We start from the raw sequence: 15,082 nt of genomic DNA on the forward strand, positions 1-15,082 counted from the left end.
AGCTTATTTTGGTTTCTAACCTGGCGGAGAGTGAGGGATTCGAACCCCCGGACCTGTTACAGTCAACAGTTTTCAAGACTGCCGCAATCGACCACTCTGCCAACTCTCCCTGAACTCCGGTGATACCGTCGTTTTCAGTGGTGCAAATATAGAACGTTTTTATGTATTGCCAAAATATTTAAGAATAAATTTTAACAAAAATTAATAAGCTGCTAGAAATCAGATCGATTATTTTTTAACCCTTGTTTTTATTAGCACCGCCCAAATAAGGCTTTACACAAGATTAACCATAAAAAAAACGCACTTCTGAGAAATGCGTTTTTTTAGATTTAATTCATTTAATGTAACTCGGCCAGGTATTTCTCAGCATCCATGGCAGCCATACACCCGCTTCCTGCTGCTGTGATGGCTTGTCTATAAATATGATCCTGAACATCTCCGGCTGCAAAAACGCCAGGAAGATTGGTTCTCGCCGACCCTTTTTCAGTCAGGATATATCCGTTTTCATCTAGATCAATCTGACCTACGAAAATGTCTGTATTGGGCTTATGACCGATTGCAATAAAGATTCCGTCGACATCAATCGCAGAGGTTTCCTGAGTCTGATTATTGATCACCACTGCTCTTTCAACCAAATTATTTTCCCCTTCAATAGCAATCAGTTCGTGATGAAATTTAACTTCAATGTTCGGCGTATTATGTACCCTGTGAATCATGGCTTTCGATGCTCTGAAGACATCCTTTCTTACCAGCATGGTTACTTTTCTACACAGCTTGGCAAGGTAAGTAGCCTCTTCAGCAGCGGTATCTCCTGCCCCTACGACCACGACATCTTTTCCTTTATAGAAAAAGCCATCACAGGTAGCACATGCGGAAACTCCTCCTCCTGCATATTTTTTTTCATCATCAAGACCCAGATATTTTGCCGTAGCACCTGTAGAAATAATGACTGTTCTGGCAAAAATTTCTTTATTGCCTGCATATAATTTGTGAACTCCGCCAACTTCTTTGGAAAATTCGACCTTTGTGATCATTTCGTAATGCACTTTTGTATCGAATCGCTCTGCCTGTTTCTGTAAATCCATCATCATTTCAGGACCTGTAATTCCCTCCGGATATCCCGGGAAGTTGTCTACTTCCGTGGTGGTGGTTAATTGTCCGCCCGGCTCCAAACCTGTATACAGTTCAGGTTTCAGATCTGCTCTTGCTGCATAAATAGCTGCTGTAAAGCCGGAAGGCCCGGATCCGACGATCACACAATCTAAAATGTTTTGCTCCATAATTTGCTTTTCAAAAGGATTTAAAATTTACGTCCGCTAAGTTCGTAATTTTTAATATGTAATTAAAGTTATTTTAATGATACTTGTCAATATCTAATATGTGAATGGTCAATTGTGAATGGTGAATTGTGAATTGTGAATTTTCATGCTGCTAAAATTGACGAGCGCAGCGAATTAATCATTCACGATTCACTTTCTCAAAACCACCCCGTCAAAAATTCTTTCTGAATTTCTGCCACCCCTCCAGAGGAGGGGAATTTCCGGTTAAGGTTTGGCGGTTTGTCAATAACAGAGAATTTTCATCCTTTTAAAATTGACAAGCGCAGCGAATTCACTATTCACTATTCACTATCACCCTTCACCCTTCACACCTTCATCTTAATCTTGTCGACATTAATGATTTTATACACCAGTTCTTTGATCAGTTCCGCTTCGCTCATGTTGACGGCACCGAGGCCTTTTCCTTTCATATCGAATTCGCGCAGAATTGAAATCACCCGTGTAGCATGTTTCAGAGGATAAAGCCTTGCCGATTCTGCATAATCTTTAATAAAATAAGGATTTACCCCCATCTGTGCGGCGATCATCTGTGGAGGCTGCCCGGCCATCGTATTGTAAATAATGACATTGGAAAAGTAATTGTACAAACTGGCCAGCATCATGACAAAAGGATTATTTTTAGGATTTTTTCCCATAAAATGGGCAATTTTAAAAGCGGCATTGGCATTTTTGGTTCCCAAAGCTTTCTGAAGTTCAAAAACATTATACTCTTTACTGATCCCGATATGATCTTCCACGATTTTCCCGTCCAGCAGTTCGCCCGGTTTAAGGATGATTTTGAGTTTATTCAGTTCGTTGGCGATTCTTGAGAGGTCATTTCCTAAATATTCCGCGAGCAGATGGGAAATATTCGGGGCTGTTTTAATGCTCAGTTTGATGCACTCATCGGCAATCCATTTCGGGAGCTGTGATTCTTTAATGGATTCGCTCAGGAATAAAGCCCCGGTCTTTTCCAGGGATTTGGTTACCTTTTTACGGCTGTCTAGCTTTTTGTGCTTGTGCGCGAAGACCAAAACGGTAGAAGGAACCGGATTCTGAACGTAGGTTTCCAGAGCATTGGTTTCGCTTTCCGCAAGCCTGAGATCCTGCGCTTCCTTCACAATAATAACCTGCTTATCGCCCATCATCGGAAATTGCCGGGCCAGTGAAAGGATTTCCTGATATGAAGTATCTTTCCCGTAAACGACCGTCTGGTTGAATGCTTTTTCATCTTCCGTTAAAAAATCGTGTTCAAGGGCTTTGACAGCCAGATCGATAAAGTAGGGTTCTTCTCCGTGAAAAAAATAAATCGGTAATACTTCTTTATTTTTAATATTTTTGAGGATTAAATCTAATTCTTTCATCTTATAAATGGAACTTCCAAAACTGAACTTTCAGGAAACTTTTGATTTTAAATTCAAGAAAGACAAAGATAAGTTTTTTATTTATGATCTTGTTCGTAAAACCTATCTTTTGCTTACTCCTGAAGAATGGGTTCGGCAGCACTGGGTCCATTATTACCTGACGGTGAAATCCTACTCCACCTCCGCCCTGATCACCGAAAAAAAGATTGTTCTTAATGGTTTGACCAAAAGAATCGATCTTCTGATCACTGAAAAAGCACAGCCCAAAATTTTAATTGAATGCAAGGCACCGCAGGTTAAGCTGACGGAGAAAACCTTTGAGCAGACGGCACGCTACAATTCGATCGTCGGTGCGGAAGAGATTGTCTTAACAAACGGGCTGCAGCATATCCGGGCTTCTTATGAGAATGGGGAGTATGTATTTTATCGGGCTTGATATATCTTTTGTCCCAGGATTTGATGCGGATCGTGTTTTTTTCTCATCCGGCAACAACGATTATGATTTAAATCTTCCTTTAAGGGCTTGATTGGGAGTCTGTATTTAAGACTATTCAGCAATAAGTTGATCGATGACACTTCCAGCATCCGGCTTACAGCTTTTTAGCCCGGCTTCTATTTTGAGTTCATACCATATGAGTATAAAATTTATAAGTCTCAGGCCGCAAATGAAGCACGGTTTTTGTACTGATGAGACTGCATAGCCCCGATTGCCGTGGAAATCCTTTTTTGCAAAAAAAGATTGCAACAGAAAGCGGGAAACAGCTCCAAAAAACTCTATTTTATGACACAATCTATCTTACTCAGCGCGGCATTGTTTGCCTCCGCTACATTATTCGGCCAGAATCTTAAACCTATTCCGTACCAGGATGGTTCCCAGAAATTAAACGGACTGGTTACCTCAAATGCAGGAAAAAAGCTTCCGGGAGTACTGATCCTACCTGCTTGGAAAGGCATTGACGATGAAGCAAAGACCGCCGCGGCTGAACTTGAAAAACAGGGATACGTTGCTTTTATTGCGGATATTTATGGAGAAGGGAATATTCCGACCAATATGGATACGGCAGCCAAAAACTCCGGTTACTACAAGAAAAATTATGAAGCTTACCAGAAGAGGATCACGCTTGCTTTGGACCAGCTGAAGAAAAACGGAGCGATTCCGGACCGGATTGCGGTGATCGGCTACTGTTTCGGAGGGACGGGTGCTCTTGAATCCGCCAGAGGTAAACTGCCGGTAGTGGGTGTTGTTTCCATTCACGGAAGCATCGGAAAAGACCAGTCGAGACCGAACGGACCGATTTCGACAAAGATCCTGGTGGAAAATCCTGCAGATGACCAAAGCGTAACGCCGGAAGATTACAACAACCTGATCAAAGAAATGAACGACGGTAATGCCGACTGGCAGATCATCACCTATGCCCATTCCAAGCATACGTTTACGGATCCGAAATCTCCGGATTACAATCCTGTGATGGCCAAAAGAGCCTGGAATCACACGCTGATGTTCCTGAAAGAAATTCTTAAATAATCTAACAATAAATAAGTATAACAGTGTAACAATAGGTGAAATTTCATAATTGTTACACTGCTTCATTTTTAAAAGAGAGGATTTCGAAGCTAAGAGTGTTTTAAATGGAACTTCACTGCTGAAAAGTTTCATTGCAGGTAAAGCACCACCAATATTCCGTTTCGTGATCTTTTAATTTGGTTTTTGTCTTTTTCCAGCATTTTTCGCAGATGCATTCTTCGGCTTCGTTTTCCGTTGCTTCATAGCCGCAATGGAAACATCCCCAAATAGTAAATTCGGAAATCTCGTCATCTATGGAAACCATGTGAAGGAATCCATATGGCATTTCGGACATATTTGTGTTGCCATAATTAATCAACGCCTTCTTCTTCCCGATGTACCGATTCGGCCGAAAAAGCAGGCAGACAGATAGACACATATTCGCATTCTTCCGGAAAGGGGTTGCTGTAACGGATTCTTGCTCCCTTCTCAATGAAGATACTTTGCCCTTTTTCAAGAACAACAGTTTCCCCGTCGATGTCAAACTGTTTTTTTCCTGAAATAATCAAAGTAAATTCACCAAACTCAGGAGTCTGATGCGGTTCGCTCCATCCTGCAGGCGCAATCATGTGAGCAATGGAAATCTCTGAATTCCCGGTGGAGTTTCCCCAGTGTTCTTCAATCAGCTTGCCGTCGGTGGTAGGAACGACAAACGGCGTCTGTTGGATTTTAAATTTTTTCATAAATTATTTTTTGGATTTGGTATACAATATTGGTTCTGGAGGGTTCCCCGAAGTACGCCACCTCATGTTCGCCCAGATTTTCTGCGCCCAGTCTTTCCATAGCGATTCGAGAGCGGATATTGTCTTTTCCCACATGGAAATACACGGTATCGACAAATTGATATATATATTCCAGCATCAGCTTTTTGATCTGCGGATTGATCTTTTTACCCCAGAACTTAGTGCCGTAAAAGGTGTAGCCGATGAAAATACTGCTGTTTGCTTCATCATAATCATAGAAACGGGTACTTCCGAGAACTTCGCCGTTCGCTTTATCGGTTATTTTAAAAGCGCCTTTGCTTTCCAGGGCACCTTTAAAAAAGTTTTCGAAGACTTCCCTTTTGTACCGGTCTCTGTTGGGATGCTGCTGCCAGACTTCCGGGTCGGAAGCCACTTCGTACAAAGACTCAAAATCCCCTTGCAGCAAGGGGATTAACTGATATTTTTCATTTTCCAAGATCGTCTGAACAGAAAATTTCATTTTTTAGCTTTTTGTTTTTGCAGCGTCTGCTTCTATTTTTTTAATTTCTTTGAGCTTATCTGCAATTTTATTTACCGCTTCCGGGCTGGATGGTTTCAAAGCCACTTCCGCCTGGGCCATATCCCATTTCAAGACAAGATTTGCAGAATTTTCTCCTGTCGGGTTGAGGGTAATTTCAAACCATTCCTGCTTATCGGCAAGCTTGTTCACCGGAACCATCACATCTACCACATCCTGCTTCGGATCGTAGGTATATGCTCCCCATTGCTGGAAATCTTTATTTAAGATCACTTTCCATTCTTTTTCAGTAGGAACGATGAATAATCCGTAAGTTCCGGCAGGTACTACTTTGCCCCCGAAATTCACCGACTGTCCGAAAGTGATTTTCGTTGAGGAGTTGGCTCCCGCTCTCCAAACCTGTCCGTAAGGTACCAATTCCCCGAAGATTTTACGTCCTTTTACTCCCGGTCTTCCGTAATCAATGGTGATTTTAGACATCGAAAACTGCTGCTCCACCTTTTGGCGCGGACTTGCCGCCGGCACCGAATAATCCTGAGCAAAACCGAACACTGAAGCTGATATGCAAATGGCAAATAGTAATTTTTTCACTTTTAAAATTTTGCTTAAAAATACGAAATTGAGTACAAAAATCTTTTTCGGAATCTGATAAATTTTGTTAAAAAAGACCGATGAAATTAATCCCTAAAATTAATAACTTACTTCTTCCCCATTTTTGAAGCACTTCAATTTTGATATACCGAAACACTTTTTCGGCTTTATTTTCGTTGGCTTTCATTAAGTTTTTATTTCCGGTAAATCCTTTTTCGCTTACGATTTGTCTAGTGAAGAACTATCTATTCTTAATTAACACATATTTAATTTCATCGGTTTTTTATTAACTTTGATAAAAAATAAGTATAATGACTTCCAAGACTTTAAATATCATTAATGAAAAATTACAAAATCAATCAGAGGAAATTCTGAAACAGGTTTTGGGATATCTGGATGGAATTCTGGAAAATAAAAAAGAAAAAAACTGGCTGGAGCATAACACCAATTATCAACTCACGGAACAGCAAAAACAAGAACTGGATACTATGGAAAATCTCACAGATGAAGATTTTATGCCTCTGGAAGAATTTCATAAAAGGACAAAAGAAAAATATGGATTTTAAGATCGAATATACATATCAGGCTGAAACTGATGTTAATAATGCGATTGATTATTATCTTGAAAATGCATCCAGAAGAGTTGCAAAATCATTCTACAAAAAACTTCTTGAAGCGGAAAAATCTTTGATTTTTATTCGCCATTTTCAAAAAATTTATAATGATTTTCATGGATTCTCAATGAAGACATTTCCTTATATTATCATCTACAAAATTGAAAAGGAAAAACGAATCATCAGAATCTACAGAGTATTCCACACTTCCCAAAACACCGAAAAGTATCCATAAAAAAAGCGGAAGAAAAAATCTCCCGCTTTTGTTTTATATTAATCTGAAAACTACATCGTCTCCATCTTAAAGCTCATGCTTTCGATCACTTTCAGGATGGCTTCTACCGTATCCATGGAAGTTAAGCAGGGAACACCGTTTTCCACACTCATTCTTCTGATCTGGAACCCGTCTCTTTCAGACTGCTTTCCTTTCGTCATAGTATTGACCACATACTGCACTTTTCCTTTCTGGATCAGGTCGATCAGGTTTACGCTTTCTTCGCCGATTTTGTATCCGATTTTGCAAGGGATGCCTTTTTCTTCGAAGAATTTAGCCGTTCCTTCCGTTGCCCAGATCCTGAATCCCACTTCATGGAATCTTTCTGCCAGATCAGCGGCTTCCTGCTTGTGCTTATCCGCTACAGTGAACAAAATGGAACCATGCATCGGAACTTTTCTTCCTGCCGCTACCAATCCTTTGTAAAGGGCTTTTTCTAAAGTCGTGTCTTTACCCATTACTTCTCCGGTGGACTTCATTTCAGGGCCTAAAGAGATGTCTACTTTCGTTAGTTTAGAGAAAGAGAACACCGGAACTTTTACGAAAACGCCTTCTTTATTCGGAACCAGGCCGCTTTCGTAGCCTAAATCTCTCAGTTTCTGACCTAAAATGGCTTTCGTAGCCAGGTTTGCCATCGGAACTTCGGTGATTTTAGATAAGAAAGGAACTGTTCTAGATGACCGCGGGTTTACCTCAATCACATATACATTTCCTTCAAAAAGAACGTATTGGATGTTCATTAATCCGATTACATTCAGTCCTTTTGCCAGTCTCTTCGTGTAATCTACCAAAGTTTCTATTTCCTTTTGTGAAATATTCTGTGGAGGATATACCGCGATCGAGTCTCCCGAGTGAACTCCCGCTCTCTCAATATGCTCCATAATTCCCGGAATAATTACTGTTTCCCCATCACAGATGGCATCGATTTCAACCTCTTTGCCCACCATGTATTTGTCCACTAAAACCGGATGTTCAGGGCTGGCTTCTACTGCATTTTCCATGTAGTGGGCGAGTTCCGTTTCCGTATATACGATTTCCATGGCTCTTCCTCCTAAAACGTAGCTTGGACGAACCAATACCGGATACCCGATTTCATTGGCAATTTTTATCGCTTCTTCTTTTGAGGTAGATGTTTTTCCTAAAGGCTGAGGGATCTGCATTTCCTGAAGCGCTTTTTCAAACTTATCCCTATTCTCCGCTCTGTCAAGATCCTCCAGGGAAGTCCCTAGAATCTGAACGCCATGAGCGGCCAGTTTGTCGGCTAAGTTGATCGCCGTCTGACCCCCGAACTGCACGACAACCCCTTTCGGTTTTTCAAGCTCGATAATATTCATTACATCTTCTTCCGCCAGAGGTTCGAAGTATAATTTATCCGAAATCGAGAAATCCGTAGAGACCGTTTCAGGGTTATTATTGATGATGATCGCTTCATACCCCATTTCCTTGATGGCCCAAACCGAGTGTACGGTCGCATAATCAAACTCAACCCCCTGTCCAATTCTGATCGGACCGGAACCCAGAACAATGATTTTTTCTTTATCTGAAACCACACTTTCGTTTTCTTCTTCGTAAGTACCGTAGAAATATGGCGTTTCAGATTCAAATTCCGCAGCGCAGGTATCCACCATTTTGTATACCGGCATCATATCGTTTTCTTTTCTGAAATTGAAAACTTCACGCTGTGAAACGTCCCACAGATGAGCAATATTTAAATCTGCAAAGCCTAATTTTTTAGCTTCAATCAGAATTTCTTTGTTGAATTTATTTTCGGCAATCGTTTTTTCGAAATCAATCAGCTTTTTGATTTTCCAGATGAAGAATTTATCAATTTTACTCCATTCTACAATCTGTTCCCAATCGTACCCTCTTCTCAAAGCGTCTCCGATGATGAACAATCTTTCGTCGTCGCAAACCCTGATTCTTCTTTCGATTTCTTCCGCCGTTAAAGCCTCTGCCTGTTTGGTTTTTAAACCGATATGTCTGATTCCGGTTTCTAAAGAACGGATGGCTTTCTGTAAAGATTCTTCGAAGTTTCTTCCGATGGCCATTACTTCTCCCGTGGCTTTCATCTGTGTTGATAATCTTCTGTCCGCCGTTTCAAATTTATCGAACGGGAATCTCGGAAATTTGGTGACCACATAATCCAGCGCCGGCTCAAAACAAGCGTAGGTCTTTCCGGTAACCGGGTTCATGATCTCATCAAGCGTTAATCCTACAGCGATTTTAGCCGCAATTTTTGCAATCGGATAACCGGTTGCTTTTGATGCTAAAGCTGATGAACGGGAAACCCTCGGGTTCACCTCGATGATATAATAATTGAATGAGTGTGGGTCTAAGGCAAGCTGCACGTTACATCCCCCTTCGATTCCCAATGCTCTGATGATTTTTAATGAAGCATTTCTCAACAATTGGTATTCTCTGTCGGAAAGTGTCTGCGAAGGCGCCACAACGATTGAATCTCCGGTATGAACTCCAACCGGGTCGATGTTTTCCATGTTGCAAACCACGATGGCGTTGTCGTTGGCGTCACGCATCACCTCATATTCGATTTCTTTGAATCCGGCGATGGATTTTTCGATCAGACACTGCGTTACCGGGCTGTGTTTTAATCCTAATTCGGCGATTTCCTTTAACTCAGCCTCGTTGGAAGCGATACCGCCTCCTGTTCCGCCCATCGTGAAGGCAGGACGAACGATCACAGGATATCCGATTCTGTCAGCAAAACTTAATGCACCTTCTACCGTGTTTACGATATCCGATTCCGGAACCGGCTCATTGAGTTCTCTCATCAGTTCACGGAACAGATCTCTGTCTTCCGCTCTGTTGATGGCTGAAAGCTTGGTTCCCAAAACCTCAACCTTACATTCTTCAAGAATTCCTGATTTTTCAAGTTCTACCGCCATGTTCAGTCCGGTTTGTCCTCCAAGTGTCGGTAATAACGCGTCCGGACGTTCCTTTCTGATGATGTGACTTACAAACTGAAGGGAAATCGGTTCGATGTATACTTTGTCCGCGATTTCCACATCCGTCATAATCGTAGCCGGATTTGAATTAATCAAAATTACCTTGTAACCTTCTTCTCTCAAAGACAGACAAGCCTGCGTCCCTGCGTAATCAAATTCCGCCGCCTGACCGATGATGATGGGACCTGAACCGATTACTAAAATTGTTTTTATATCTGTACGTTTTGCCATTTTAATTTTTAATTAGATACTAGATGTCAGATTTCAGATTCTAGACTTCCAGCGTTGTATTTACTTTTTAAGATTAGATTTAAACGTGTGAATCATTCGTTGAATTTCATTCAGATTTAATATTAAACTATTGACTTTTTCTGCATTTAATAAATTTAATTCCCTTGTAAGAATTAATTGAGTTTGTAGTTCAAAAGAGGAAGCATTTGCAATTCCTAGAAAATGATAAAACTCTCTGTTATTATTTCTTCCAGCACCTTCCGCAATATTAGAAGGAATTGAAATAACTGACCTTTTAATTTGAGAAATCAAACCAAATTTTTCATCTTTTGGCAAATCTGCACAAATAATATAAACTTCTTTTGCAAGTTGTATTGATTTTTGCCAGAAAAGTAATTTCTCAAAATTGTGCATGATAAGTCTGTTATCTAATATCTGAAATCTATTACTTTTTAAAATTCTCCATCATTTCAATGAAATCATCAAACAGATAATTCGCATCCTCCGGACCAGGGCTTGCTTCCGGGTGATATTGCACGGAGAAGCAAGGGTGAATTTTGTGTTTCAGACCTTCGTTGGTACGGTCGTTCAAAGCAATGTGCGTTTCAATTAAATCTGTGCTTTTTAAACTTTCCTGATCTACGGCGTACCCGTGGTTCTGGGAGGTTATGGCCACTTTGTTTTTCTCTAAATCCAACACCGGGTGATTTCCGCCTCTGTGTCCGAATTTTAATTTGAATGTTTTGGCACCGCAAGCCAGACCTATCAATTGGTGTCCTAAACAGATCCCGAAAATGGGAACTTTTCCTAAGATTCCGTTAATCATTTCTAAAGCCTGCTGATTATCTTCCGGGTCGCCGGGACCGTTGGATAACATTACCCCGTCCGGGTTCATCAGTAAAATTTCTTCTGCGGTTACATCCTGTGAAACTACGGTAATATCGCAGTTTCTTTGGGATAATTCCCTGATGATTCCCAATTTGGAACCAAAATCCACCAAGACGACTTTCAAACCTCTACCCGGGTTGGCGTAAGGGGTTTTTGTGGATACCTGCTCCACCTGGTTGGTCGGGAAATTGGTTGATTTTAATTCAGAAACCACTGTGCTTTCATCAGCATCAGCGTTTACGATTTTTCCTTTTACCACCCCGTGGTTACGAAGAATTCTGGTTAATCTTCTGGTGTCGATTCCTGAAATTCCTGAAAGGTTTTTTCTTTTAAATAATTCATCTAAAGTAATCTGAGTACGGAAATTAGATGGCAGATCACAAAGTTCTTTTACGATAAGTCCTTTGATTGCCGGCTCAATACTCTCATAATCATCTCTATTAATGCCATAGTTTCCGATAAGCGGATAGGTCATACACACAATCTGACCGCAATAAGACGGGTCGGAAATCAGTTCCTGATACCCTGTCATCCCGGTATTGAAAACCACTTCTCCGGCAGTTTCCAGTTCTGCTCCGAAACCTTCTCCATGAAATACTTCACCGGACTCCAGTATTAACTTTTTCTTCATTTTAAACTTTTATCTCTTATTATTTTATTCTTTTAATTTCTTTTAAACCACCCCGTCAAAATTCTTTGAATTTTGCCACCCTTCCGGAGGAGGGGAATTTTGCGATGGAGATTTAATGTTGCCAAATCATCGATTCAGGGCACATCAAACTTTTTACTTTTATCTTTTTACCTGGCTCTTATTTAAAAGCATACCCTTCTTTCTCCAGGGCCTCTTTTAAAATTGCCATTCTTGCGAAAACGCCATTCTGCATTTGCTTGAAAACTCTTGAGCGTTCGCATTCTACGAGATCCGTATCAATTTCCACTCCTCTGTTGATGGGCGCAGGGTGCATGATGATGGCTTCCTTTTTCATGGCTTTTTCCCTGGCTTTGGTCAATCCGTATTTTTTGTGGTATTCGGAAGCGGAGAAACTCATTTTGGCATCGTGTCTTTCGTGCTGGATTCTCAGGAGCATCAGAACATCAACTTCGTGAATCATTTCATCAACACTCAAATAGGTTCCGTTGATCAGCGCTCCTTCATCGAACCATTGTTCAGGCCCTGAGAAATATACCTTGGCGCCTAATCTTCTTAGCGCTTCGGCATTGGAATTGGCCACCCTGCTGTGTTTTACATCGCCTACGATCCCTACTTTCAGGCCTTCAAATTTTCCGAACTCCTGATAGATGGTCATGAGATCAAGCATGCATTGTGACGGATGGTTTCCTGTACCGTCTCCACCGTTGATTACAGGGATTTTTATCTCTTTTAATTCATCAAAATATCTGTCTTTCTTATCTCTGATCACGACCAGGTTTACCCCCAGGCTTTCAATAGTTTTCACCGTATCGTATAGGCTTTCTCCTTTGTTTACTGAAGAATTTGAGGCGTCAAAAGGCACGACCTGCAAACCCAGTTTTCTTTCTGCAATATCAAAACTTGTTTTAGTTCTTGTGCTGTCTTCAAAAAAAAGATTCGAGCAAAAAACTTCTCCTTCAATTTTAGCGGTCTTCCCATTGGCAAAGGCCAAAGCTTCTGTTACTATCCTGTTGATTCTCTCGGTGCTTAGTTCTGTAATCGTAAACATAATATTTTAATTTTTTACAAAAAAAAAGCGAAGAAAATATCTTCGCTTAAAATAAATAAATATCGTAAAGGGCGCTATCGCCCGGTAATTCTAATGATATAAATACTGTGTTATTCATTAGATGCAAAGATACAACAATTTCACAAACCTGCAAAATCAAAATTCATTAATATTAAAAAAGCCTGATTTTTAAAGATTTTAATTTTTAAATACTATTTTTGTTACCATTCAATATTTATAGTATATGGATTTAAAAGACAAAATGATTCTCAGTATTATTCAGGAAGACTCAACCTATTCTGTAAAAGAAATCTCAGAAAAGATCGGTCTCACTTTTACGCCGACCTACGAACGCATCAAGCAGCTCGAGAAGAACGGGATTATTGAAAAATACGTCGGACTGCTGAACCGTGAAAAACTGGGTTTAAATATTGTCGTTTACTGCAATGTGAGACTGAAAGAACAATCCAAAAAAGTATTGGAAACGTTTGAAAAAAACATCATGCAACACGATGAAGTACAGGAAATCATCAGTCTTTCCGGCGAGTATGATTATATGCTGAAAATTATTGCAAAAGACATCAATTCTTACAATGAATTTACGGTGAATGTCATTTCAAATATTCCGAATATCGGGCAATATCACAGTTCTATCGTGCTTCATGAGGTGAAGAAATCCACGAAGTTTAAAATTGATCTGGATTAAATTTAAACGTAAGGTTTTTATTAAAACAGCGCAAAATCATAAGAGAGTAAAGCAATGCGGCATAGCCACTGATGAAGATTATGCTAAAACGTATGCTTCATCAATCAGTTTGCTGATTCAATCTTTTCTCACTTAGTCTATTTACCGGCGAAATAAATCTTTGTGTTAAAGAAATATACGTTAATTTCAGGCCTTCGCAATATTTTAACCCAACAATTTACTTTTCACCTTATTAAACTGATATTCAATCTTATCCAGGCAAAGATTCCCAATGCTTCCCTGGTGAGTGTGGTGTAAATCTTTTATCTCGAAATCAAACTGATTATTTTCAATCTCCTGTCCAACTTTAACATAAGCATCGCGGAAAGAACTTCCGTTTTTTACCTCTTCATTGATTTTTTCCACGCTGAACAGGTATTTGTACTTTTCATTGTCCAGAATTCCGTCTTTCACCTGAATATTCGGCAAGGTATAATTTAAAATTTCCAGACATTCTTTCAATGAATCGATGGCTGGGAAAAGAATCTCCTTGGTGAGCTGCATATCCCGGTGGTAACCCGAAGGAAGATTATTGGTCAACAAAATAAACTCATTCGGCAACGACTGGATTCTGTTGCAACGCGCACGCACCAACTCGAAAATATCGGGATTTTTTTTGTGGGGCATAATGCTGCTTCCCGTCGTAAAGGCTTTAGGAAAACTGATAAAGTCAAAGTTCTGACTTAAATATAAACAAACATCATACGAAAATTTACTTAACGTTCCTGCCAGAGTTGCCATGGCCATCGACAGCATTTTCTCCGATTTCCCACGGGTCATCTGGGCATACACCGAATTGTAATTCATCGAGTTAAAGCCTAAATTATAAGTCGTGCTCTCACGATCAATCGGGAACGATGATCCATATCCGGCAGCTGAACCTAACGGGTTTTTATTGATGATATTTTTGACTGAAAACAACATTTCGACATCATCCAGCAATGCTTCGGCATAAGCTCCAAACCACAGTCCAAATGAGGAAGGCATGGCAATCTGCAAATGAGTATAGCCGGGCAACAGGACGTTTTTATGCTGCTCCGCAAGTCTGATGAGTATCTGAAAAAATCCGTCGGTAAGAGCCGTAATTTCACGGATTTCATCGAGGAGATATAATTTAATATCCAATAAAACCTGATCGTTTCTGGATCGCGCCGTGTGGATTTTCTTGCCGGTATCACCTAATCTCTCAATTAAAAGAGATTCCACCTGCGAATGGATGTCTTCGGCATGTTTATCAATTTCAAAACTTCCCTCTTCAATATCACTTAAAATTTCCGCCAAAACAGACAGCATCTGTTTAGATTCTTCATCGGAAATAATTCCGACTTCTGCCAACATTTTACAGTGCGCCATCGAACCTTTGACATCGTATTTTGCCAGCCGCTCATCAAAATCAAGATCTTTCCCGACTGTAAATGTATTGACTAATATATTGGTGGCATTATCGTCTTTTTGCCATATTTTTTTCATAAGTTCTTTTTATTTTGATGGAAGATGGAAGCAGGATGCCGGAAGTTTACTACTAACTGCCATATCTTCATTTCATTGTAAATTTGTTGTTTTTAAGAAAAAAGCTTGTCTGCAGGCATGATTTACTTCCAGCACCCA

16 protein-coding genes and 1 tRNA gene are annotated in these 15,082 nt (G+C 40.2%); 5 read left to right on the plus strand and 12 right to left on the minus strand.

The window, feature by feature from the left end; all coding sequences use genetic code 11:
* Positions 1–21 precede the first annotated feature (21 nt).
* From AC0N32_RS10870 to holA, 3 genes are all read right to left on the minus strand, one after another.
* Positions 22–109: transfer RNA gene (locus AC0N32_RS10870), tRNA-Ser, on the minus strand.
* A gap of 229 nt (positions 110–338) precedes the next feature.
* Entirely contained in the window at positions 339–1,280 is a 942-nt protein-coding gene (trxB, locus tag AC0N32_RS10875; protein WP_476393882.1) for a thioredoxin-disulfide reductase, read from the minus strand.
* A gap of 365 nt (positions 1,281–1,645) precedes the next feature.
* Entirely contained in the window at positions 1,646–2,683 is a 1,038-nt protein-coding gene (gene holA, locus AC0N32_RS10880; protein ID WP_476393883.1) for a DNA polymerase III subunit delta, read from the minus strand.
* A gap of 7 nt (positions 2,684–2,690) precedes the next feature.
* Here holA and AC0N32_RS10885 point away from each other — a divergent pair, with 7 nt between their 5' ends.
* Together AC0N32_RS10885 and AC0N32_RS10890 are read left to right on the plus strand one after the other, a co-directional pair.
* Positions 2,691–3,119: a type I restriction enzyme HsdR N-terminal domain-containing protein gene (locus tag AC0N32_RS10885; protein WP_476393884.1), complete on the plus strand. Its 429-nt coding sequence runs from the start codon at positions 2,691–2,693 to the stop codon at positions 3,117–3,119.
* Between the two features lie 345 nt (positions 3,120–3,464).
* Positions 3,465–4,208: a dienelactone hydrolase family protein gene (locus AC0N32_RS10890; RefSeq protein WP_476393885.1), complete on the plus strand. Its 744-nt coding sequence runs from the start codon at positions 3,465–3,467 to the stop codon at positions 4,206–4,208.
* A gap of 112 nt (positions 4,209–4,320) precedes the next feature.
* Here AC0N32_RS10890 and AC0N32_RS10895 read toward each other — a convergent pair whose 3' ends face one another.
* From AC0N32_RS10895 to AC0N32_RS10910, 4 genes are read right to left on the minus strand one after another with little or no spacing between them, the layout of a single operon-like run.
* Positions 4,321–4,533, minus strand: coding sequence for a hypothetical protein (locus AC0N32_RS10895; protein WP_476393886.1), 213 nt, complete (start codon positions 4,531–4,533; stop codon positions 4,321–4,323).
* A gap of 25 nt (positions 4,534–4,558) precedes the next feature.
* Complete coding sequence (locus tag AC0N32_RS10900; RefSeq protein WP_476393887.1) at positions 4,559–4,930, minus strand: cupin domain-containing protein; 372 nt, start codon at positions 4,928–4,930, stop codon at positions 4,559–4,561.
* Positions 4,917–5,450 carry a GNAT family N-acetyltransferase gene (locus tag AC0N32_RS10905; RefSeq protein ID WP_476393888.1) on the minus strand — a complete coding sequence of 178 codons (534 nt, stop codon included), beginning with the start codon at positions 5,448–5,450 and terminating at the stop codon, positions 4,917–4,919. The genes AC0N32_RS10900 and AC0N32_RS10905 overlap by 14 nt, the downstream gene beginning before the upstream one ends.
* 3 nt (positions 5,451–5,453) lie before the next feature.
* On the minus strand, positions 5,454–6,059 hold the full coding sequence (locus AC0N32_RS10910) for a DUF2911 domain-containing protein (protein ID WP_476393889.1): 606 nt from the start codon (positions 6,057–6,059) through the stop codon (positions 5,454–5,456).
* A gap of 311 nt (positions 6,060–6,370) precedes the next feature.
* On the opposite strand from AC0N32_RS10910, the gene AC0N32_RS10915 reads away from it, so the two are divergent.
* The gene (locus AC0N32_RS10915; RefSeq protein ID WP_476393890.1) at positions 6,371–6,625 is read left to right on the plus strand and encodes a hypothetical protein; all 255 of its coding nucleotides are present in this window, start codon (positions 6,371–6,373) and stop codon (positions 6,623–6,625) included.
* Positions 6,615–6,908 carry a type II toxin-antitoxin system RelE/ParE family toxin gene (locus AC0N32_RS10920; protein ID WP_476393891.1) on the plus strand — a complete coding sequence of 98 codons (294 nt, stop codon included), beginning with the start codon at positions 6,615–6,617 and terminating at the stop codon, positions 6,906–6,908. Before AC0N32_RS10915 ends, AC0N32_RS10920 begins: the two co-directional genes overlap by 11 nt.
* A gap of 50 nt (positions 6,909–6,958) precedes the next feature.
* Here AC0N32_RS10920 and carB read toward each other — a convergent pair whose 3' ends face one another.
* From carB to AC0N32_RS10940, 4 genes are all read right to left on the minus strand, one after another.
* Entirely contained in the window at positions 6,959–10,141 is a 3,183-nt protein-coding gene (carB, locus tag AC0N32_RS10925; RefSeq protein WP_476393892.1) for a carbamoyl-phosphate synthase large subunit, read from the minus strand.
* Positions 10,142–10,201: 60 nt separating this feature from the next.
* The gene (locus AC0N32_RS10930) at positions 10,202–10,555 is read right to left on the minus strand and encodes a four helix bundle protein (RefSeq protein WP_476393893.1); all 354 of its coding nucleotides are present in this window, start codon (positions 10,553–10,555) and stop codon (positions 10,202–10,204) included.
* 31 nt (positions 10,556–10,586) lie between these two features.
* Positions 10,587–11,660 carry a carbamoyl phosphate synthase small subunit gene (locus tag AC0N32_RS10935; RefSeq protein WP_476393894.1) on the minus strand — a complete coding sequence of 358 codons (1,074 nt, stop codon included), beginning with the start codon at positions 11,658–11,660 and terminating at the stop codon, positions 10,587–10,589.
* A 178-nt stretch (positions 11,661–11,838) separates the two neighbouring features.
* Positions 11,839–12,729, minus strand: a complete 891-nt coding sequence (locus AC0N32_RS10940) for an aspartate carbamoyltransferase catalytic subunit (RefSeq protein WP_476393895.1) — start codon at positions 12,727–12,729, stop codon at positions 11,839–11,841.
* 244 nt (positions 12,730–12,973) lie between these two features.
* On the opposite strand from AC0N32_RS10940, the gene AC0N32_RS10945 reads away from it, so the two are divergent.
* Complete coding sequence (locus AC0N32_RS10945; protein WP_476393896.1) at positions 12,974–13,435, plus strand: Lrp/AsnC family transcriptional regulator; 462 nt, start codon at positions 12,974–12,976, stop codon at positions 13,433–13,435.
* A gap of 204 nt (positions 13,436–13,639) precedes the next feature.
* On the opposite strand, the gene argH is transcribed toward AC0N32_RS10945, so the two are convergent.
* Positions 13,640–14,944: an argininosuccinate lyase gene (gene argH, locus AC0N32_RS10950; RefSeq protein ID WP_476393897.1), complete on the minus strand. Its 1,305-nt coding sequence runs from the start codon at positions 14,942–14,944 to the stop codon at positions 13,640–13,642.
* Between the last annotated feature and the right edge of the window lie 138 nt (positions 14,945–15,082).

The organism is Chryseobacterium endophyticum (assembly GCF_056333165.1).

What these genes read in the sequence shown, in the direction of transcription:
- AC0N32_RS10915 (WP_476393890.1), top strand. Translation starts at nt 6,371, where the DNA reads ATGACTTCCAAGACTTTAAATATCATTAATGAAAAATTACAAAATCAA.
- AC0N32_RS10940 (WP_476393895.1), bottom strand. Translation starts at nt 12,729, where the DNA reads ATGTTTACGATTACAGAACTAAGCACCGAGAGAATCAACAGGATAGTA.
- AC0N32_RS10905 (WP_476393888.1), bottom strand. Translation starts at nt 5,450, where the DNA reads ATGAAATTTTCTGTTCAGACGATCTTGGAAAATGAAAAATATCAGTTA.
- holA (WP_476393883.1), bottom strand. Translation starts at nt 2,683, where the DNA reads ATGAAAGAATTAGATTTAATCCTCAAAAATATTAAAAATAAAGAAGTA.
- AC0N32_RS10920 (WP_476393891.1), top strand. Translation starts at nt 6,615, where the DNA reads ATGGATTTTAAGATCGAATATACATATCAGGCTGAAACTGATGTTAAT.
- AC0N32_RS10945 (WP_476393896.1), top strand. Translation starts at nt 12,974, where the DNA reads ATGGATTTAAAAGACAAAATGATTCTCAGTATTATTCAGGAAGACTCA.
- AC0N32_RS10900 (WP_476393887.1), bottom strand. Translation starts at nt 4,930, where the DNA reads ATGAAAAAATTTAAAATCCAACAGACGCCGTTTGTCGTTCCTACCACC.
- carB (WP_476393892.1), bottom strand. Translation starts at nt 10,141, where the DNA reads ATGGCAAAACGTACAGATATAAAAACAATTTTAGTAATCGGTTCAGGT.
- AC0N32_RS10885 (WP_476393884.1), top strand. Translation starts at nt 2,691, where the DNA reads ATGGAACTTCCAAAACTGAACTTTCAGGAAACTTTTGATTTTAAATTC.
- AC0N32_RS10935 (WP_476393894.1), bottom strand. Translation starts at nt 11,660, where the DNA reads ATGAAGAAAAAGTTAATACTGGAGTCCGGTGAAGTATTTCATGGAGAA.
- trxB (WP_476393882.1), bottom strand. Translation starts at nt 1,280, where the DNA reads ATGGAGCAAAACATTTTAGATTGTGTGATCGTCGGATCCGGGCCTTCC.
- AC0N32_RS10895 (WP_476393886.1), bottom strand. Translation starts at nt 4,533, where the DNA reads ATGCCATATGGATTCCTTCACATGGTTTCCATAGATGACGAGATTTCC.
- AC0N32_RS10930 (WP_476393893.1), bottom strand. Translation starts at nt 10,555, where the DNA reads ATGCACAATTTTGAGAAATTACTTTTCTGGCAAAAATCAATACAACTT.
- AC0N32_RS10890 (WP_476393885.1), top strand. Translation starts at nt 3,465, where the DNA reads ATGACACAATCTATCTTACTCAGCGCGGCATTGTTTGCCTCCGCTACA.
- argH (WP_476393897.1), bottom strand. Translation starts at nt 14,944, where the DNA reads ATGAAAAAAATATGGCAAAAAGACGATAATGCCACCAATATATTAGTC.